We start from the raw sequence: 21,405 nt of genomic DNA, 5'->3' as shown, positions 1-21,405 counted from the left end.
TTGTTAATAAACATTCAAACATTTGGTAACAGTTATGCCGGGTCAAATTTATAAAAACGTATTGCCAGCCCTACTGACAGCTTGTTTTATCCTTCCTTTTGACGTAATTGCTGATGGGGTAAGGTCGGACGCAGATGTAAAGAAACTCGAAAAATTTCAAGAGACTGTGAGTGGCGAGCCGATTTTGTTAGCGCCAATGTCGGTAGAGAAACCGGTCAGAATTGCCCTAATTTACCCAAGTGCAGATATTTCTGACTTTTGGACAAGAAATTACACTGCATTGAAGGAAAGGTTGATCGCTTTAGAGTTGCCATTCGAGATCAGCGAGTTTACTTCAAGACAAATTGAGCACTCATTGCAGACTCAATACACGGATCAAGTGTTGAATGCGGAAACACCTTATGACTTCGTGATTTTTGGCCCTTCAGAACTGGGAATACAAGCGGAGAACATTCAAAAGCTATCGGCTTCGACAGAATTCAAAACCTTTATTTGGGCATTCCACACACCGAATGAACAATGGACACATCAACCAGACAGTTGGTTTGACTTCTCAAGCGCGATGGGCGCGGAGGTGCTGTGTGACCATGTGGTCCAAGAGCTAGGGAGTGAAGTCGAGTTCTCTGCCAATCGAGGGATCCCGGGGATTACGGACACTCAACGTTCACAAGGTTTCATTGATTGCGTGGAAGAGAAAGGTGACTGGTTAACGGTGTATGAGCACTTTGGGCAATATCAAAAAATCGGCGGTGCTGATGGGATTCGCTTAGTGCTTGGTAATTTCCCTGAGGTGACCATGGTTCATAATGCCAACACAGCAATGACCATGGGTGCGGTTGATGCGTTAAACCAAGCTGACATGTTGTCTGAAGTTTATGTCACGGGTTGGGGCGGCACAGCGATAGAGATCGAGAAGATTCGTTCTGATGAGTTAGATGCAACACCAATGCGTATGAGTGATGACCTTGGCGTAGCGACGGCTGAAGCGATCAAGTTTCACTTAGAAGAGAGAGAAGCGGAAGTCCCGCTGGTTTATTTAGGGCGTATTACCGTGGTGCACAATAAGATGAATGACGATCAGTTGAATCAACTCACCAGAGAAGCGTTTCGTTACTCAGGTAAGAATTAAGCACGATTCAATCCATCCTGCATTAAAAAAGAGCCGCTTATTCGTATGGAACGGAATAAGCGGCTCTTTTATGTTAGATATTTTGCGAGCATGTTTGGCTCACAACTTGAATAGCTGTGCTTAGTCAGTAATCTCTTCCAATACTTGCCCAATCGAACCACTTGGTTGAGTGATACCTAGTTTGTTCGAAAGCGTCGGTGCAATATCGTATGGTGTGATTGGACGTGAAACCTTCTTAGCATCCACATCGTAGCCTGCGAAAATCACTGGCACGTGCGTGTCGTATTTCCAAGGAGAACCATGAGTCGAGGCAATTTGCAGCCCTTCCATATCGTTAATGTAGCTACGTGGATCAAATACCACATACACATCGCCTGAACGAGCAGGGTGGTAGTTGTTTTTGATGAGCTGCATCACGTGAGTATCTGGGACTCGATTCGCCGCAATATCACTGCTTGATACCGCAAACGCAACACCTTTCACTTTGGCGATCTCATCGGCAATGGTTTCTTGTACCTTCGCCAAATCCAACTTCTTCTCGGCGATTAGGTCGTGATTCAGATAGATATAAGGCTGAGCATACAAGCGAATTGCGTCTTTGGTTAAGCCAAAGTCATCTTTTAATCGTTTCTCTACACCACTTGATAGTAGTGCGTCTTTGTCGAAGTACTGAGCTTGACTGAAACCTAGCGCATTTGCCGCAGGTGAAGATTCAGGAACACCGTGATCGGCAGACAAGACGATTAACGTGTTCTCTAAACCCACTTGGTTGTCGACGGTTTTAAAAAGCTTGGCAAGCGTCTTATCGAGGCGGATCAAGTTGTCTTCAGTCTCTAAGCTTTCAGGGCCGTACAGGTGAATCACGTAGTCATTCGAAGAGAAGCTAACCGATAGGTAGTCCGTCGCATCACCTTGACCAAGCTTCTCTTGCATCAGGAGTGTACTTGCAAAGTTCTCTGTGATCTCATCACCAGCTGGGCTCACGGTTAATGTCGTGCTGTAGTATTTATAGCTCGCAGGGCCATAAGGGTGAGGGAAGGTGCGTTGGAAATCACCGAGCTTAACCTTGTAGTCCATATTGTGTTCTTGCAGGGTGTACTGGTCACGCGGTAACGACAGTTCCCATCTCTGTTTAGAGTATTGAGCGGCAATCGCTTTTTCATTCCAACGAGATACCCAAGCTGGGTATTCGTCGTAGTAATAGTTACTGGTCACAAACTCAGACTGCGCTTTAGAGAACCAAAACGCTTTACCACTGTGCCCTGCAAGCGAGATCGCACCACGGTCTTTTACCGATACACCAAATACTTTCGATTTTCCGCTATTGGAAATCATCAGTTCGTCGCCAAAGGTAGTGGCGAGTATTGGCTCTGGAGAGCGACCGTCGCCTTGTGCTGTCTTCTGTGTTGGATCGATCTCGGTAGCTTTGTCGACACCCGCACCCGAAGTCAGCATGGCGTAGTTGCCATCTTCTACGTTATACACCAAACGTTCTTCGCTACGGTCATACCAAACATTACCTACCATGCCGTGTACGCTCGGTGGAGCGCCTGTTGCAAGCGACACATGTCCTACAATGGTTTCTGTGTTGCCGTGTTGGTAGTTGGCATTGGTGTAATAAGTACCGTCGTCCATTAAGTAGCGGAAACCGCCTTCACCGAAGTTATGCTTATATCGCTCGATTAAATCTGCGCGTAGGCCATCAACCGTGATTTGGAGGACAAGGTCTGGCTTTTCTGCAGCCGATGTAGGAAGAGCACAGAGTAACGCGAGTGTAAGTCCTGAAAGCTTGGTGTATTGCATAGGGTGTCCTTATTCAGTGTGGCCGCAGAATTCTAATGTTTGGGTAGCGCAAATCATGATTTAGTATCGGTTATCGATAGCCAATGAGTGGTGCAAGCCCGCTAGCTCGCGCTTCCCACTAATCAGCATCTTTAACTAGACGCAGACCCATGTCCGACATGGTGATTGACTGACTTGCGAAATCACGACGGTAACTTTCAGATTCATCTTCGTCATAAGCAAAGCTGCCACCGCGCACCGATTTATGTGATAAACCAACGTCACTGTGTTTAGCATTGTTTGGGTTGTCTGTTGGACCGAATCTGTAGAAGGTGTCATCGAAAGCATCAATGACAAACTCACCAACGTTTCCTGTCATGTCATATAAGCCTAGTTCATTTGGCTTCTTTAGCCCGACAGGATGCGCGCTATTTTTTGAATTTGCTGAGTACCACGCAACATCATCTAAGTTGTTGGAACCACTGTAAGTATAGCCTTTGCTTTTGTTGCCACCCTTCGCTGCAAACTCCCATTCAGCTTCAGTCGGCAGGCGGTATTCTTCGCCCGTTAGTTCATTCAACTGTTCAACGAAATAGTTCGCTTGTTGCCAGCTTAGGTTATTGACCGGAACTTGCGGGTTTTGGAAATAACTGAGAGATGAACCCATTACCGATTCGAACAATTCTTGAGTCACCTCAAACTTCGCGATGTAGAAACTATCTACAGTTATATCTCGTGCAGGTCGCTCGGCTTTGCTTGCTTCAGGGAGGTTTGAACCCATGGTGAATGTACCGCCTTCAACCAACACCATCTCTTGGTCAATTTTTTGAGCGATAGGGTGTGTAGGCACGCTTGCACAGCCGCTTAGGAAAATAGTCATGGTGACGCCGCTAACTGCTGCTAAATGTTTGTAATTGATAAATTTCATCACGTGCCTCAAATGTTCGAAATAGGGTGTAATTCTAACGTTTTTGGTCATTCCTATAGGTTATAAAGGGTATAACATGCCACTGACTTAATTCGGAATTATGATGGGAACAAGACACTAAGATAGGTAGGTAAATCATGCACATTACTCAAGGTCCACAATATAACGGTAAAGCGTCTAAGCGCCTGCATGTTATGGCTAAGCCGATTGGCGCAGCGTGCAACATTGACTGTAAATATTGTTATTACCTAAGTAAGCAAGATTTGTTGGAGTACAAGAAAGGCAGTTCTCCAAGAATGGATGATGAGACGCTAGAGACTTACATCCGACAATACATCGAAGGTCAAAATACGCCTGAAATCATCTTCTCATGGCAGGGCGGTGAGCCGACCATGTTAGGTTTGGCTTATTTTGAGCGTGTGGTTGAGCTACAGAAAAAGTATCAACCCGAAGGTGTGTTAATTTCAAATGACCTACAAACTAATGGCACATTATTGAATGACGATTGGGGTAGATTCTTAGCAAAGAACAACTTCCTGATTGGTTTAAGTATTGATGGCCCTGAAATGCTACACAACGCTTACCGTACCAACCGAGCTGGTCGTGGTACATTCAAACAAGTGATGGCTGCTGTCGAGCTGCTACACAAACACCAAGTCAAATTCGCCACGCTTACCTGTGTGAATAACCTGACCAGTCAAAATGCACTCGAAGTGTATCGTTTCCTACGTGATGTGGTGAAGTCTCCACAAATGCAGTTTATTCCTATCGTAGAACAGAAAACCTTTAGAACCGTTGCACCGCAAACGTCTCAAGTGAGTGAGCAACTCAAGCAAGGTGACAAGCGTCTGATTCCGGGCCACAAAGATTCGATCATGGAATCATGGTGTGTGTCGGACTTAGCGTGGGGCAACTTCCTGATCGCTGTCTTTGACGAGTGGGCGAAGCATGATATCGGTAAAGTATTTGTTCAGTATTTTGAAGCGAGCTTAGAAACGTGGATTGGTCGCCCAAACCCGCTTTGCACCCTGAATGAGATCTGCGGTAAAGGCTTAGCGATGGAGCCAAACGGCGATGTGTTCTCTTGTGACCACTACGTTTACCCCGAATATAAAATTGGCAACATCCACCACGAGAAGTTGGATGACCTAGCATATAGTGCGCCACAACAGAAATTTGGTTTCGCCAAATCACGTACGCTGACGAGCCAATGTCAGCAATGTGACTACAAGTTTGCTTGTCATGGCGAATGTCCGAAAAATCGCTTTATCAAAACTCGTGCAGGTGAGCCGGGCTTGAACTATTTATGCGCGGGCTGGCACAAGTTCTTCTCTCATGTTGATAAATCGATGGCGTATATCGCGCGTGCGATGAGACACCCTGTTGCTCATGGTAAGTACAGTGATTCTGTGATGATGGCGCGTCGAGCTGAACTGGCAAAACAAACGACGTTTGAGACTAAGTTTTAAATCAAGTTATAAGTCAAGTTCTAGGTTCAGAGTTATCGATCCTAACGAAATTTAATCAGATATGAGTCTAGGGACAGGCTAAGTTCTCCAGCTTAAGGTAATACTATGATCAAGAAGAGTTTAGCGACAGCGGTTGCTTTATTTATTTCAACGTCAGCGATGGCAGCTAATGGCGTTCAACAAACCGTTGATGCACCAGCACAAAATATCAATCAAGTGCTTGAAATGACGGACACTCAAACCCGCATTCAACAGTTGTCTTACATGGCGCAAGATCAGAATCAGTTTATTGAAAACCGTACAGGTGCACTGCAAGAATTGGCAGCTTACCCAAGCCAAAACGCGCTGGTGGCTGTGGCTAGAGGCTTGAAAGATAAAGACCCTGAAGTTCGCGAAGCGTCTGTGATTGGCTCTGAACCTTATCAACTAGAACATCGTTGGGCACTGGTATCTCCGTTGCTTAAAGACAGCGATACCATGGTTCGCCACACGGCAACATCGAATCTAATTCGTGACTTTAATGCCTTAGATGAACAACAAAAAGCGCAAATCGAACCACCAGTAAAAGAGCTGATCAGTTTCCTAGAGACGCAAGAGTCAGAAAAATACCAACTGTTGTTTGCTGATGTACTTCGCTGGCACAACGAGTGGGATAAAGCGGAAACGGTTTATCTAGAACTCATCAAAACGCATCAAAAAGAGCCACAAGTTTGGTTAAGCTACGCTGATAATTTCCGAGCGCAGAAAAAAGACCAACAAGCGGTCGATGTATTGGATCGCGGTTTGAAACATGTACCCGACAACGCAGCTCTGCATTACTCTAAATCTCTAACTTTGGTTCGCCTTGAAGATAAGAGCGCTGCGGCCAATGAAATTGAAGTAGCAGCTAAGTTAGCAAAAGATAACAGCTATTACTGGTACCTCAATGGGGTATTACAAGAAGAATTAGACATCGATAAATCGACCAAGTCATTCGAAAAAGCGTATCTGATATCGGGCTCTCCAGAACAGTTGTACGCAGTCTGCGACATTTACGTACGCTACGGTAATGAGAAAACAGACGAATGCTTAGTTGAGCTTTCAAAAGTGGCGCCGGGCTATGTGATTGACCAGCTCAAAGAGAAGCGAGTAGCGCCAAGCTCATAATATTTGAGTGAGTTGATAAACGGAAAGTAGTTATTGAAAAGCCAGTCGAAACATTCGACTGGCTTTTTTTGTATTTGGAGTTCTGTTTGAAATGTATCGTTAGAACAAGACACAAGCCAGAGGCTTCAAAATGGGTGAGCTTAACCGCTCACCCTTAAAATCAATTATTCGCCCATTGAACTGGATGCACGACGACGATCTGTTGCACCGTAGATCTTGCCATCTTTGACTTCAATTGCGTTCAAGCCACTCACCACCGGAATGACATGCACTGGATAACCAAGCTGCATGAACTCCGGAACCAACATTTCTGCATAGGTTTTCTTTTCAACCAGCAAGCCTGTTGGATCATAAGGTTTAGTTCGGTCTATCTTGGTGCCATATTGAATGTTTGGCAGATCAATCGCTTCTTGAGCAGACAGATCCCAATCGAGAACACCAACCACGGTTTTCAGTACGTAACCTGGGATTTGCGAACTACCTGGAGAGCCAACGACTAAGCGCAGGTCGTCTTTTTTGTCCATCACCATTAACGGTGTGATCGCGGAACGAGGGCGCTTACCAGCTTCGATGGCGTTTTGAGTCGGTTTGCCGTTAATGGTTGGTTTGGTTGAGAAGTTTGCCATTTGAGCATTAAGAATCACACCATCGACCATCACTCCAGATCCCATACCCGTTCCGACTGTGCTAGTCATAGCAATTGCATTTCCATCTTTATCTATGATGGAGATGTGTCCGGTATCCTGACTTTCAAAGCCTTGATATTGTGCGTAGTCGGTATCGGAAAGCTTACCGGCTTTCGGGTTAGTCTGAGCAATACCATTTTCTGGGATCAGCTGACGACGTTTATCAATGTAAGACTTGTCGAGTAGGGCGCTCTCTGGTGCTTCAACATAATCTGGGTCGCCTGCATAAGCGATACGATCGGCTTTTGCAATTCGCATCGCTTCGGTCATTAATCGCCACGGCTCCACATCGGTTTTGGACATATCTGCTAAGTCATAGGCTTCAAGCATTTCCAGGCTTTGAGCCACCATCACACCACCAGAGGCAGGGTAGCCAAATGACACAATCTTGTTTCCGCGGTAACCGCTCTCTATGACATCACGCTGTTTCATTTGGTATTGCTCAAAATCTTCAATGGAGAGTTTAGCGTGGTCTGAATCGATACGGCTGTTGACTGTTTCAACGATGTGTTTACCAAACTCGCCACCATAAAGGTATTTGTCACCTTGTTGAGCAATATTGTTCAATGTGTCGGCAAGCTTCGGATTGGTCATTAAAGTGCCTGTTGGTTTGATTTCATCGTTATCCCAATAGAGTGCTTTGATTTCTGGATCTTCAATCAAACGAGTTTGCTCACGAACCACAATGTCGTAGGTGTAGCTGTTCATCGCATAGCCTTTGCTCGCCAGTTCAATCGCTGGTTGAACTAACTCAGACCAAGGCAGCTTTCCATATTCTTGATGTGCGCTATAAAGCAAACGAAGCGTCCCCGGTACCGCGATAGATCGTGGTCCTAAAATCTCATTTCGACTGAGAGCTTTACCATCTTCCATAAACATGTCTGGAGTCGCGCTAGAGGGCGCTTCATCGCGTCCATCGAGTGCGAGAAATTGGTCTTTGTCTTGTTGATAAAACAGCGCGAAAGTGCCGCCACCAATCCCCGTCATATCCGGTTCGACAACGGACATGGTCATTTGCATTGCAACCATCGCATCAATGGCGTTACCACCTAGCTTGAGTATCGAATACCCAGTGCTGCTTACGTATGGGTTTGTCGCACTTACCATAAACTTCTCGCCACTTTCGTCTGGCGTAATTGGAAAAGGATTTGGTTCGGCCGCGAAACCGACCGCTGAAACTAAGCTTAAAGATAAAGTAGCTATTCGCATGCGTTCTCCGTTTAAGGTATCTGTTTATTCGCTCTAAGATTGACCGAATTGAGGCGGTGAAGTTCTCGGGTTTGCAGCCTTTTGACACAATGCTGACGGCTCTGACATTGGAATAAAATCACCTCAATACTCACTGTTGAAACGATAGTTACAGTTTATGTTTCAATAGGGTGGACTGAAAATTCACAGCGATAAAAAGCCCAAGGTAGAGCGACTATCTTGGGCTTTGTTTTTAATAAAGGCATTCTAATTTAGGTTAGAAAACGAAACTCAGCATGATGGTGTAGAGAACTGCGTCCTTATCATCAAAGCCTGTCTGAACGTTAAAATCTTCAACAAAGGCACCGTTTGTCTTACGAGCTTCAAAGTACTGCACCTCACCATTGATGGACACGTTAGGTAACACGTCGTAATCAACACCAATCAAATAGCTATTACCTGTTAGATGTTCATTAGAGTCAAACTCTGCGCCGTAAACCACGTATGGAGTAAACAAATTGAGTCTGTAACCCAAACTTGCGTACATTGAAGAGGAGAAATCACTGATTTGACCTTCACTGGCCAGTATTGCTTGACCAAATTCGTACTCAGCGCCTAACGACCAAAGTTGGATATGTTGGTTATCTTCCTTTGGTAGAGGAGGAATCCCTTTAATTTTCACTGTTTGATCGAAGTTTGAATCGAGGAAGGATAAGTTCCAACGATAATTTTCTCCACTCAACTGAAGGTTGGCACCGAACATTCGATTGGTTTCAAACTCTAGCTCTGTGCTTGAATTAAAATCGACTTCATTGTTGTCTTTTATTCCGAAAAACGGAGTAAGCAATAACGTCGCTTCGTCACTTACATCGTGAGTCCAACTCACTTTGATGCCGTTGAAAGCGGTAATACCCAATACAGCGTTATACACCTCTGTAGGCGGCCTTGCTGTCATGTAGGCTTGGCCGACATAGTAGTACTCAGAGGCAAGAAACAGCGGAAGTCTTAATCGACCAACACTCACATCGAAGTCATTAAACTCATAGCCGAGATAAGCCCATTCTAACTGTGGATCACTCCAATCAAACTGGGGTGCTTTAACAACTTGTACCGACGCTTTAAATGAGTTGTAGAAGTAGTCGAGTTGAACACCAAACGTGGTATCACAGTCGTAGCAGTTCTCATCGGTAAAGCCGCGATTGATGACTAAAGGGTTGTCGTTATCTGACGTTGCCCAAGATGTTGAACCAAAACCACTTAAGGATAGGTTATCGGTAAGTTCAATAATGGCAAAGGCCGGAGAGGCAATCGAAGCACATAGCACTGACGTAATTATTTTTTTCATATTATTTCTCCGAACTTACAACGTAGAGAACGTTGGCATTTTGAGGAACCGAAGAGAGTGGGGAGTAACCAATACGGTTTGGTTTGTCGTCTAGCCAGTCGACTAAACTGTCGGTTGAAGCCGTTTTGATTTCTCTTGGATAACGAGCTTTTCCTGAAAAAGATAAACCAGCCCAGTGTGCGTTCATTTGAGCGGCGTTCTTCCCAAGTAGAAGCTGATAAAATGCCTCTCTTTCGGCGCTGTTTTCAGGCCAATCAGAGAGTTCTACACGCTTGCCGTTGAGACGTTTGGTTTTACCTCGATATAGCTTTCTCGCTTTGTTGATTGATATCTCTTCAAACCCTGAGTCTAAAGAGAATATGGCGTAATCTTCTGCAGCATGAGCGGGGCTGAGAAGAAGCAAGCTTCCTAACAACCCTATCACTGTTGGTAACAGCGCTCTGCTCGAGAGTGTTTTAATTGTTTTGATCCAATCCATTGGTTTCTCCTAACAAGTCGCACTTTCTATTTGGTGGAATAGTTTTTCTTTTCTTACGGGCTTCGCTACGTAACCATCCATTCCGGAATCAAAGCACTTTTGAATATCATCATCGATAACACTGGCGGTTAACGCGATAATAGGAGTCTTGCTTAAGCCTAGGTTTTTCTCGTGTTCTCGAATCTCCTTAGTGGCGGTGAAGCCATCCATCACCGGCATCATGCAGTCCATTAAAATAATGTCGAAGCTGCTGTCATTCTGATACATATCAACGGCTATTTGGCCGTTGTCCGCAATCTCGAAGGCGTAGCCGGCCTTTTTGAGCATGACTGAAGCAACTTTCTGGTTTACGCGATTGTCTTCAACCAAAAGGATCTTCTCAGACTTGCTCGGCACGACGTTAAGCTCAGCTTGCTCTGGTAGTGTTTGCTTGGCTGCTTGTGCGCTATGAATAGGGGTAACCGTTGAGCTTGTTGATGCTGCTGGCGCAGTATGCGTAGCTGGCAGTGGCATCGCTTCTACAGCTGCAAGCACTTTCTCTTTCAACATCTCGAACTTGAATGGTTTTGGCACGTAGTCGTCCATACCCACGTCGAAACACTTTTGAATATCGTCATCAATCACACTGGCTGTGAGGGCGATGATAGGGATACGGCGCGTGGCATTGGTTGCTTTTTCAACTCGGCGAATGTTACCTGTTGCTTCAAAGCCATCCATAACGGGCATCATGCAGTCCATAAGAATCGCGGCGTAATGAGGGTTCGCGGTAAACATGTCCACGGCTTCTTGGCCGTTATTCGCAAACTCAAACTCGAAGCCACTTTTTCCAACATGAAGCCCAGCAATCTTCTGGTTGATCTTGTTGTCTTCTACGATAAGAATTTTATGTTGAATGGTCGTAGTTTGTTGGTTGGCTTCTGACAGCTCAGCTAAGCCTTGTGTATCACACAGTTCAATTGCTTTTATCAAGCGTAAACCGAGTAGGGGCTGTGATACTTGAGCTGTAATGCAGTGGCCAATATCGGCGGGGTCACTTAGGAACGAGCGAATTAAACAAATCGTCGCGCCACTTTTGTGGAGCTTATCTAGACTGTCTGAATGGTCACTCGCTTGGAATGAATCGTCTTCAGCAAAAATGACCGTGATTGGTTTGTCGTGTTTTTTTTCTGAGATTTGATCATTGATGGAGTCTGCACTGTTCGTTTGTTGAGTGACTTTCAAACCATACAGGTTAAGGTCGCTTTCTATACGTTCAGAAAGCGTGTTCTCGTTACCCAGAATGTAGATGTTCGCCGTTGCGGTGCTCGGTTTTGGAAGTGGTAAATCAACAGGGAGCGCTAGGTCGAAGTAGAAGCAACTGCCTTCACCTTTGACTGAATCGAGTTGAATCTGGCCACCCATAAGTTCAACAAGCTGAGTACTGATAGCAAGACCAAGGCCGGTACCACCGAATTGTCTGGTCGTTGAATCATCTTCCTGAGCGAACGGTTCGAATATCTGTTTCTGTTGCTGTTTGTCGATACCAATACCGGTATCGCGCACTGCAAATCGAATGGTGACATTGTCGTCAGACTGTTCGAGAGTCTTGATTGATAGCGTTACACCACCTTCGGCCGTGAACTTCACTGCATTCGACATAAAGTTCATCAAGATCTGTCTTAAGCGGTGGTCATCGATCATCACACGAGCAGGGGTATCAGGGCTGATATCGACGTTGACTGATATTTTCTGCTCTTTGGCTTTAGGCGCAACAATCGAAGCGATGTCGTAAATGGATTCTCGAATCGACGCTGAATGTGGGCTGATCAACAACATGCCAGATTCAATCTTAGAGAAGTCCAAAATGTCGTTAATAAGGCTGAGTAGCAGTTGAGATGAGGTCTCAATGGTATCGACGTAATCGCGTTGTGTTGGGGTAAGTGGAGTATCTGACAGGATTTCTGAAATACCGATAACCCCGTTCAATGGGGTACGAATTTCGTGTGACATATTAGCCAAGAAGCTACTTTTGGCCTTACTGGCTTGTATCGCGTGGTCTTTCGCTTCTTCCGCGTCTTCTTTGGCGCGCTCTGCATCTTCTTTAGCAAGCGTTAACCTTTCCTTTGCGTGTTCTCTTTCAATGGTTAGGCGTTCGACTTGTTGAGCAAATAGGCTGAGTTCGTCTTTACCCTGAATCAGCTTGTCTAAAGAAGGGCGTTTTTCATCGTTTTCACTTTTCAGGAACTTAAGTACCAAGCCTAGGTTGTTGGTGACTTGTCTTGCCAAGCTTAGAGTTAACCCCATAACAATGGTGGCGAGTAGGGCAACGATGGAGATAAACAGTGTTCGTTGTACTTGTGCGTCTGAGATCGCTTGCTCAACCTCTTGTTGGAACTCTTGTTTGATAACATTACCGAGGCTTTGTAATAAGCTGAGTCGAGCACTCATCGCTTCTAATCCAATAGAAACCTCTTGAGGCGTCAGTTGGCTAATAGCGTTGAGATCAAGTAGTGCGTTTCTGATCTCTTGGCTCTGAGCAAACACATCGTTTCTAAATACCTCAACCATCAGTGATACTTGGTGTTCGTTGGCATTCAACGATACAAAGCGTTCAAGGAACAGTTGTTGTCTTTCACTCAAGGTTTCGATCTGTTCAGCAAGTTCTGGGTCGTATTCTTGGCTAGTTTGGAATATCTCAATCAGTGAGGTACCCAGTTTGAACTCTTCGTTTGACCAGAACATCAACCATTCGAGTTGTTGTAATGCGGTGAGGTGTTGTTGAATTTCACGCTTGGTATTTTCGAATGGGACTTTTTCTATCTCAAGTAACAGCTGCTTGTATAAATCACTCTGCCATTCAAGGGCGTCCAATTTATCGTAAGTGTCAGTTGCTTCCATCGTGGATAGGGTCGCTTCACTGAAGTCTGCCACCAGTTGATTCATATCATCAGAAGCGTCTAAAAAAATGATGGGTGACAGCGTTTTTAACTCTGCCTTTACCCGACTGCTTTGCGTTGCGAATTCTTCAGGGCTTGAAGCCAGAGTACTCCGATACAAGACAGAAATATCTTGCAGATACACAGATAACTGATTGGTTCGTTCAAAATCGGTTAACTGGGTCGTTAAGATATAAGCTTGTCTGCCAGCAAGGAAGAGCAGTAGTGAAATGGGAAGTAGAACTAAGCCAAAGAGTTTATGTTTGACTGAAAGGTTATTCCAGACCGTAATCGCCATATAAGGATCCATCCAACTGTTTTTATATAAAAACAGTAGAATAAAAATGCCGATATGGAAACTTTGAAACTGTAAATTTAGTGGAAGTGTGGGAGGGGTATAAGTTCTTGTGATTCCAGAGCTTATTTTGAAATAGGTTCTCTTTGTAGCAAATTATAGCGATTGATAGTCGGTTTGTTTTTTATGCTTATTGATGAATAACTTAAAAGACGCGCTAATGGGGGCGTTTTTTATCGAGACTTAATTCAAACAGAAGTTGTTCTAACACGGTTTTCGCAGAAGGTTCTAACGTCCAAACACCAAGCATTCTATTCAATGCCGCGCGGTATACTCTGTTTTTGAGCAAAAAGGCGAGTGTACTCGTGTCATTGCTTAATACATGCATTTGCACAACGGTCAGTTCTGCTTTGTTCTCGATATCGATTTTTTGAAGATTGAAAGCGGGTAGGAAGGCACACTCATACCAAACCTCAACGATCTCTCGGAGTTCGATCTCTTCTTCAGGTACATCGCACTCCTGAAGTTGGTGGTTTTCAGGAATTGCGGATAAGTAGGCTACATCAAGCTTGTCTGCAACGAATGTGTACATTTGCTTCCTTGTTATCGGTGATTCTAGGTCGAATCATCTCTCTCACTTATGTTTTTGTCAATTACATCCATTTATCTAACGAGTAATTTGTGAATAAGCGTTGTCGTGTTTAACTTAAACTGTTTAAGTATTTGTCTGTTAAGCCAAAATATTTCAAATTCCCATCAGGTTCGAGAACCAAACTCATGTTAGAAGTTGCGATCAAACCGGGATCATTGGTCGAAAAAATGACGGTCTTATTCAGCAACTTATCGCTGAACAAACGGTTGAAGTACTGTGCGTTTTCATTTTCAGCCCCGTTGAAGGGTTCATCAATGATTATCAGAGATTGCTCACAGTTACCTAAGCCAAGCGCCAAACGCAGCTTTTGCTGAATGCCATTGGGAAGACCTTTGCATTTGTCGACACTTAATTGAGTTGCCAAGCCATCTGGTAGCCATTCATCTAACTCGAAGAAGCTCACCATCTCTTGCATCTTTTCAGTAGGGATTAACCCATTGTGCAGAATGAAATTGGTCTCCAAAGAGCCTTCAAAAATGTGCAGATTGAAAGGGATGTAGTTAATTGAAGTTCGATAGCGATAACTGTTGAACTGTTTGATGTTATAGCCATCAACAGACACAGCACCCTGATAACGGTCTTCTAAACCAGCGATGATCGATATGAGCGTGGTTTTTCCGCAGCCAGTTGGGCCACAAATCACCACTTTTGCACTTGGCGGTATCTTGAAACCAAGATTGGTTAATCCGGTTGCTGCGCCTGTGTAACGATGGCTGACACCACTTCCCACAATGCTGCCTTGGAATAGGCGAATCGGTGGGCTTTTCTCTAAGGTCAGCTTATCGTCGTTCATCGACATCAAGTTGTTTATCTGTGCGGATGAAGCCTTGATGGATTGAAACTTAGAAATTGAATTATAGATGCCCATAATTGGGCCTAATGCTTTCCAAACCAGAATAACGGTCGCGAGCATGGCACCTGCATCTGAGGTGCCTTCCATTACGCCAATGACGGCAGTCACGATACTTGCCGTACCAATTACCTGAATTAAACTGCCGCCCGCAGCCTGAATTTTACTGTTGGTAACGGCAACGTTCTCGGCATCGCTAGTACTTTGTGAGTGTGACGCGCTAAATCGAGATTGTACGACACGTAGTAGCGGCAAGCCTTGAATGGTCTTGATACCACGGAGGATTTCATTCCATTGGTAAGAGACCATAGCGTTGGCGCGTGAGCTTTTGGATGTGGCTTGTGAGTAGATATAACGAGAGTAGACACAGAACACCAACATCAAGATTAAGCCGCCCATCACCACAAGTGCTGCGGTACCAGACATCAGAGCAATTGCAATAATGAAGACAATCACAAACGGCATATCAAAATAACTAAGGGTCGATTCTGCGGTCACTAAGCGTCGAAAGGTATCGATATCTTTCAAACGAGCCAACTGAGATGAAACCCCTGCAGTTGAGGTCATTGCGTAGGGCAGCCAAAGCAGTTTCGATATTACGGCTTGAGATATGTGTACCGCGAGATCTTTACCCGAAGTGGCTATGATGTTGACTCGCATCTTCTTGAAGAAGTATTCCGAGAAGCCGACAATCACGGCAAATAAGGTGAGCCAATAGAGCGTGGCTTGAGAGCTCGAAGTCAGTGCGAAGTTATAGACACTCATGATGAAGAATGGCTGCAACGCACCTAAGATGCTGATTACGAAACTGAGAATAATCAGACTCTTCAATTCATTGTTGTAGCGGTAGAAAGCGTATTTAATCCAGTTACTTCTGTCTTGCGACTCCGGCGGTGGTTCGCGGAACAAACGAGAATATTCGCTGATCGCAATCAACAAGCAGGGCTTCTTACACATTGGATATTCAATGGTGTTGTTGTTCGTGTAATCAAACAGAAGCAGTTTTCCGTCTTTGGTACCCAAGAAGATAGCACTGAGGTTTTCTATCTCGATAAAGCATGGGTGAGGGTGCTTATCGATGTTTTCGAGTGTTTTTAATTTGGTTACGTCACAACGGTATCCAAGGCGTTCGATGGTTGCTGTGAAACTGTCACCGTCTTTTGGTTTCGGAATGAAAGCGTCACTGAGTATAGCGGGCGTACCTTCCCATTCCAGTGCTATCAAGGTGTAAGCCAAACCGCGGATTAGAGGCGATTGACTGTAGCGTTCATCATATCCGCTCGCTTCGAAATCTAAGACACGCTGTGGCACGTTGTTGAAGTCAACTAGGATACTCATTGGTCACCTCCCGTAAGTTTGACACGTTTGAGGCGGTGGTTAAGTTTATCCATCTTGTTACTGGCGATGATTAAGATCTTATCGTTGGCACGATAGGCGGTACTGGTGAGAACAACACGTGCAAACTCTTCATCAAAGACGCAATCAATGTCATCGAATATCAATACACGTTTACTTGCGAGCAGAGCACGTACTAATAACAGCGCGTAGCCAACTTGACGTGAGAATGGGTTACGCATGTGACCTTTGAGTTCGGTATAGAAACCTGCAGGCAACCCATCAATTTGAGCCTTGATATTCATGGTTTCACATAAGGCAAAAGCAGTATTGTTCAAGCTTGGGCGGAAACAGGTTAGGTTATCAATAATGGTTCCTTCGACGAACGAACTTGTTTTATCGACCATCAGCACACTGTTACGCCAAACGTTATAGTTAACATCATCGAGAGGCGTGTCGTTAATCATGATGTCCAGCTTGCTATCACTGTTCTGCCTTGTAATGCAGTTGGCAAGGTGGGTCTTACCTGAACCACTTTTCCCTGTCAGCAAATAAGCTTGGCCGAGTTCGAACTCGATACGCTGCTTTTCCGAGTACTTAACAGAAATCCGTTCAACCTCTGTTGTCTCATGCTGGTGCTCAACAGACGCTGCCAGTTCAAGAAGTTCGGCGATACGTTGTATGTGGAGCTTGTTTAGCTCCCATCGGCTCGCGGTACGCATTACTTGTTGGTAGGGTGCGAAGTAACGGTTGGTCAGCATGATGATCGCAGCCATGATGCCTTGGCTAGATTCCATATTGATTACGGCCGTCGCCAAAACGACAACCACACAAGCAATAGAAAGCTGTTGAATCAACGCTAATATTAGGCCGAAGTTCGATTCAATCTGCTCATATTTGATGTTCTCTACTTCACGCTCTTCAACCATTTGAGTCATTAAGCTTTCAACGCGGTATTCCATGTTTCGAGCTTTGATATCCAGCGGACTAGAAATGATCTCAATGATTTTGGATGTGGTTAAGCCTTCGATATCTGACTTATTTTGTAAGCTACCTATCTTCTGTTTAGAAAGGCTCCACGCGAAAATGGCTAAGATCAGAGAGGCAATCAGAAGTGTCACACCAGCCCATATGTTGATTAGGCCAATAATGAGGATGGTAATCACACTGACAGCCAGGTTGATCAGCGCTCGAACCGATTCGCCACCAAAGAAGGTTTTCAACTCAGGAATGGTTGAGATTCGTTCTAGGTATTCGCCCGGTTCTAAACGACGGAATTTAGAGATTTCCGCTAAACAAATAGATTGGAATACCTTGTTGGTTAGGTTGGTTTCAAACTGCCTCATGATGACAGAAGATATCTTCTCTTCCTGGTTTTTCAGATGGTAGTCGAGGAAGATAGAAATCAAGATAATCGCGAACAATAAGAACAAGGTGTCTTGTGCTTGGTTGGGTAATACTCGGTCAAAAATGATCAGAATAGAGAAGGGCAACACCAAGCCAAACAAAGTAGAAATTATTGTAGAGAAAGTCAGATAACACTTATCTGCCATATTGATCTTTTGAGAAAACTGCTCAGTTTGCATTACGGCCTCCTTTCTTCAATGAATCCGTTGAAAGAAGGTGTTTAGGCACGAGTTCTTGATTGTCGCGACCTTCGATATCACTCATTAATTGCATGATGCTTTCGATAGATTTAATCGAGAGTACGCCTTTTGTTTGTTCAAGCTTAATGGTCTCTATGATGTAGTCGTATCGTGCGCTTTCGTAGTCTCTTAACGCGCTGAACAATTTACTTTCCGCGGCAAGTAGATCGGTGATGGTACGCGTTCCTAGCTGGTAAGCCCTTTGAATCCCTTTGTAAGACGCATAGTTGGCGCGAATGATGTTTTCGTAACTGCTGATAGATTGCGAGAAATCATTAATGTTGAGCACAGCGGTATTCACGCTGTTACGTGTTGTATAAAGGGAGTCTTGGTAAAGCAGTTCGGTACGCTCGATGGCGGTTGATGATTTTTGATAACCGTAGTAATCAGAGCCACCGGACAAGATCGGCACCGCTAGGTTTAAGCCAACACTTGTTGAGTTACTCTCACCTGTCGCCGTGATGTCGGTTTTGTCGTAGTTATTGGCGTCATCATGACGATAACTGGCGGAAAGCGACACGGTAGGTAAGAAGTTCGAACCGCTCTCTTTCAAGCTTCGTCGGCTTCTCTCGACGTTTTTCTTGGCTACTAGTAAGTCGTTGTTGAGCTTTAACGCTTGATCCATGATTGAGCGTTGTTCGGTTTCGTTTATCTCTTTAAGAGGCACACTTTCGTAAATATCTTGCGACGGAGTGATAGGGTATTGAATCTGAATCGATAGCCCGTTGAGAATGACACGGCGGTCTTTCTGTAAGGTTCTCAATCGATTCGATACACCTTCTTTTTGAGCGATAACTTCGTAAAGCTCACTGGCGGCTGTATTGCCGAGCTCCACATTGCGTCGCATCTGATGCTCACGTGTCTCAGACGACTTAAGCTCTACCTTGGTCGCTTTGATTTGTGCGTTGTTTTTCAAATACTCAAAGTATTGAGATCCGATTTCTGAAATAGTGCTTTGGATTTTGTTCTCGTGTTTAATCTCTTCAATATTGAAGTCGAGTTTTGCCGTCCCATATTTAAAAATATCGCCGAGATTGAAGATCGATTGGGAAAGAGAAAGGCTGTAGCTGTTCGAGTTATAGCTTGAAGTTTCATCAGGCACACTTGATAGCAAGGTTTCATTTTCATTCCATGTGGTATCGGCAGCACCATTGAGAGAGGGAAGAAACTTAGATCGGCTGATACCAATGTTGTATTCGTTTTCTTCAACTCCTTTATCACTCGCGCGAAGGGAGAGGCTGTTCTGCAGACCGAGTTCTACCGCCTCAAGCAGGGTAGTCGCCGATGCTGAAGGTGTCGTGCTTAATGTAAGCGCAGCGATGATGCTGCTAGTTAAGTTTCTGTACCGCCACATACTTGTTGATCACCTTGATGATTTCGTCGCTTTTATAAGGTTTGCTGATCACGTAATCCATTCCGGCTTCTATACAAGCCTGGTGTTCGTTACTGCTGGTCAATGCGGTTGCACCTATGATGGTACAAGGGTTTTTCTCGTTTTCTTGTTCAAACTGGCGAATCCGTTTTGTTGCCTCAATACCACCCATACCCGGCATGATGCAGTCCATGAAGATGATGTCAGAACGTTGATTCATGAAGTGCTTCACGGCATCAGCACCGTCACCGACTGTGTCTGGTTCGTACTCTTGTTTGGTCAAAATTCGTTTGAGTAAGATTTGTTGAACTCGATCATCTTCTACGATTAGGAACGAACTGTTCTCCATCTGCTCTTCTGATGCTTCCGCTTCCATAATCGTGAGTAGGTTTGGAATAAACTCATAAGGAATCGCAGGGGAGTTAATGATCTTATCGACGAAGCTATGGCACTCTTGCGCTTGCTGCGTATTAGTCACCGACAGCAACAACTTGGTATTAGGGTGATTCTTAAGCTGGGACTTGACCGTCTTGCTGAGTGAAGGCAACTTGTTGGGTTCAAAGGTATCGGTCAGCATGATTGCATCGTATTCACCAAATGTTTTCGCGGCTGAGAACAGCTCATTAGCGGTGCGAATTTCAGTGATATCCAGCCCCAAATTGCTGAGCATTTTCTTCATTACATCGATACGAACTTGAGTATTCGCGCACAGCAGTAATCGCTTGCCATCGAAGCGTGTTTTCTCTGTGTGGAAGTTCTTGGCTTTTAGGTCGAGCTCAATCTGAAAGCGTTCCTGCGCTCCCGATTGGAACCAATGGCTTTCGTAATAGCCGTAATCTTTCAAAACGCTTTTCGCTAAATCGTCTGTGTTAGCCGTGTGATCTTTATGTGTGCTCCAGTGAAGTTTATTGAGCTTGGCAACAGAGACATCCAGTGTTGATAAGAAGTTGAGGTTGATGGTGACACGGGTGTTTTCCATATCTGAAGCTGCACCTGATTCAATCGTGACAAATAGCTTCTTATTCGACTTGAGTTGAATAGCATTCGAAAGCTGCAGAAACAAAATCCAGAATAGGCTGGTGGATTGGCCTGCAACACGGTTCGGTAAATTATCAGAGATAAAACAGTCGAGTTCGCCTTCATTTCGCTGAACTTTAGCGCTAATGTGAATCATCAATTCTGATAAGACGCTGAGCAACGAGAACTCTTTCGATTTGCTTTCCGTTCCCTGAGAAATCAGACGGTTATAGTTTTCTGCAAGTTCCGATAGGGTATTAGAAGCCGAGGTAATGTCCTTCGCCATTAACACACCGCTTTCGTCGGTCTCTTGAACTAGGTACTGAACACCGCCGTTGATGGTGTTGGTGATACCGCGAATCTCGTAGCCAATCAGTGCGTATAGTTGTTTATAGAGATCGTTATTGCGTTTTTGGTCTTCCAATTTACTGAAGATCAGCTTGAGGTGAGAGTAGATCTGGCGCTGTTTTGGATTGATACTCACTTCATTGAGAAGTTCTTCAAGTCTTTGTAAATCGAGCTGTTTCAACTCTTGATACAAAGCATCGAATTCATAGTCGATTTCGCGCTCATTGGAGCTGGATTTCTTTAGTTTCAATATGGCCACTAAGTTCGACAGAACTGCAATCACAGTTAGTATTACGACCACCATAAACAACCAGACAAAGAACTCGTTTTTCTCAGACATCAGGTCGCTGGCATGGTTGTTAAACATGGTGCGGTAGTTGTCGTCCATTTGCAGGTAGTTGTTAGTCAGTGACAGGTATAAATCGAGTACGTCGTTGCGTGTTTTAGCGCTGTCAGAAAAGCGATTTATCGCTAGTTCAAGTTGTGTGTATTCGGTTGCGCCAACCAGACTGAACTCGGTTTTGTTTAATGACGCCAATGATCGAAACTCGTCGATTTCACTTTTCAGCGTTGATAGGTTCAACTCATTGCTGCTGCAGTTGTTCGCTTTTAAGCAATGCTGCAAGGTTTGGATATCAAGCTCTATGGTTTGGTTGAGTTCTTGAGCTTGTATGAGAAGTGGGGCGCTTTGCACTTGTGCAACAGAATCTACTTTCGACCAAGAAAAGTATAGATAGAAAGCGAGAGCGGCCAGTACGACGGTAAACAAGATGCTGAGTCGCAAAGCAGGTACGGAAATATTGTAAGAAGGTTTTCCGCTCATT

Annotated in this window: 14 protein-coding genes; 3 read left to right on the top strand and 11 right to left on the bottom strand. The window is 44.6% G+C overall.

Features of this window, described 5'->3' with window-relative positions; all coding sequences use genetic code 11:
• Positions 1-34 precede the first annotated feature (34 nt).
• Positions 35-1,129, top strand: a complete 1,095-nt coding sequence (locus tag L1D37_RS01505; RefSeq protein WP_239846623.1) for a substrate-binding domain-containing protein — start codon at positions 35-37, stop codon at positions 1,127-1,129.
• Between the two features lie 120 nt (positions 1,130-1,249).
• Here the strand turns inward: L1D37_RS01505 and L1D37_RS01500 are convergent, their stop codons facing one another.
• Together L1D37_RS01500 and L1D37_RS01495 are read right to left on the bottom strand one after the other, a co-directional pair.
• Positions 1,250-2,932, bottom strand: a complete 1,683-nt coding sequence (locus L1D37_RS01500) for an alkaline phosphatase family protein (protein WP_239846622.1) — start codon at positions 2,930-2,932, stop codon at positions 1,250-1,252.
• Between the two features lie 118 nt (positions 2,933-3,050).
• Entirely contained in the window at positions 3,051-3,839 is a 789-nt protein-coding gene (locus tag L1D37_RS01495) for an SUMF1/EgtB/PvdO family nonheme iron enzyme (protein ID WP_239846621.1), read from the bottom strand.
• Positions 3,840-3,976: 137 nt separating this feature from the next.
• On the opposite strand from L1D37_RS01495, the gene L1D37_RS01490 reads away from it, so the two are divergent.
• Positions 3,977-5,308 carry an anaerobic sulfatase maturase gene (locus L1D37_RS01490; protein WP_048663474.1) on the top strand — a complete coding sequence of 444 codons (1,332 nt, stop codon included), beginning with the start codon at positions 3,977-3,979 and terminating at the stop codon, positions 5,306-5,308.
• A 105-nt stretch (positions 5,309-5,413) separates the two neighbouring features.
• On the top strand, positions 5,414-6,454 hold the full coding sequence (locus L1D37_RS01485) for a hypothetical protein (protein ID WP_239846620.1): 1,041 nt from the start codon (positions 5,414-5,416) through the stop codon (positions 6,452-6,454).
• 164 nt (positions 6,455-6,618) lie between these two features.
• On the opposite strand, the gene ggt is transcribed toward L1D37_RS01485, so the two are convergent.
• The 9 genes from ggt to L1D37_RS01440 form a co-directional block, all read right to left on the bottom strand.
• Positions 6,619-8,349: a gamma-glutamyltransferase gene (ggt, locus tag L1D37_RS01480; protein WP_239846619.1), complete on the bottom strand. Its 1,731-nt coding sequence runs from the start codon at positions 8,347-8,349 to the stop codon at positions 6,619-6,621.
• 256 nt (positions 8,350-8,605) lie between these two features.
• Positions 8,606-9,673, bottom strand: a complete 1,068-nt coding sequence (locus L1D37_RS01475; protein ID WP_239846618.1) for a sulfate ABC transporter permease — start codon at positions 9,671-9,673, stop codon at positions 8,606-8,608.
• A gap of 1 nt (position 9,674) precedes the next feature.
• Entirely contained in the window at positions 9,675-10,151 is a 477-nt protein-coding gene (locus tag L1D37_RS01470) for a hypothetical protein (protein ID WP_239846617.1), read from the bottom strand.
• A 9-nt stretch (positions 10,152-10,160) separates the two neighbouring features.
• Complete coding sequence (locus tag L1D37_RS01465) at positions 10,161-13,364, bottom strand: response regulator (RefSeq protein ID WP_239846616.1); 3,204 nt, start codon at positions 13,362-13,364, stop codon at positions 10,161-10,163.
• 214 nt (positions 13,365-13,578) lie between these two features.
• Positions 13,579-13,953, bottom strand: a complete 375-nt coding sequence (locus L1D37_RS01460; RefSeq protein ID WP_176679772.1) for a hypothetical protein — start codon at positions 13,951-13,953, stop codon at positions 13,579-13,581.
• A gap of 109 nt (positions 13,954-14,062) precedes the next feature.
• The gene (locus L1D37_RS01455; protein ID WP_239846615.1) at positions 14,063-16,201 is read right to left on the bottom strand and encodes an ATP-binding cassette domain-containing protein; all 2,139 of its coding nucleotides are present in this window, start codon (positions 16,199-16,201) and stop codon (positions 14,063-14,065) included.
• A complete protein-coding gene (locus L1D37_RS01450; protein ID WP_104210895.1) occupies positions 16,198-17,784 on the bottom strand; it encodes an ABC transporter transmembrane domain-containing protein in 1,587 nt (528 codons plus the stop codon). Before L1D37_RS01450 ends, L1D37_RS01455 begins: the two co-directional genes overlap by 4 nt.
• Positions 17,774-19,198, bottom strand: coding sequence for a TolC family protein (locus tag L1D37_RS01445; RefSeq protein ID WP_239846614.1), 1,425 nt, complete (start codon positions 19,196-19,198; stop codon positions 17,774-17,776). Before L1D37_RS01445 ends, L1D37_RS01450 begins: the two co-directional genes overlap by 11 nt.
• Complete coding sequence (locus L1D37_RS01440; protein ID WP_239846613.1) at positions 19,173-21,404, bottom strand: response regulator; 2,232 nt, start codon at positions 21,402-21,404, stop codon at positions 19,173-19,175. The genes L1D37_RS01445 and L1D37_RS01440 overlap by 26 nt, the downstream gene beginning before the upstream one ends.
• Position 21,405: the final 1 nt, after the last annotated feature.

Origin of the sequence: Vibrio sp. Isolate33 (assembly GCF_022397895.1) — a bacterium.
Taxonomy (GTDB): domain Bacteria; phylum Pseudomonadota; class Gammaproteobacteria; order Enterobacterales; family Vibrionaceae; genus Vibrio; species Vibrio pomeroyi.
Note: the sequence above shows the minus strand (reverse complement) of the source record. Positions and strands in the feature narration are given on the sequence as shown.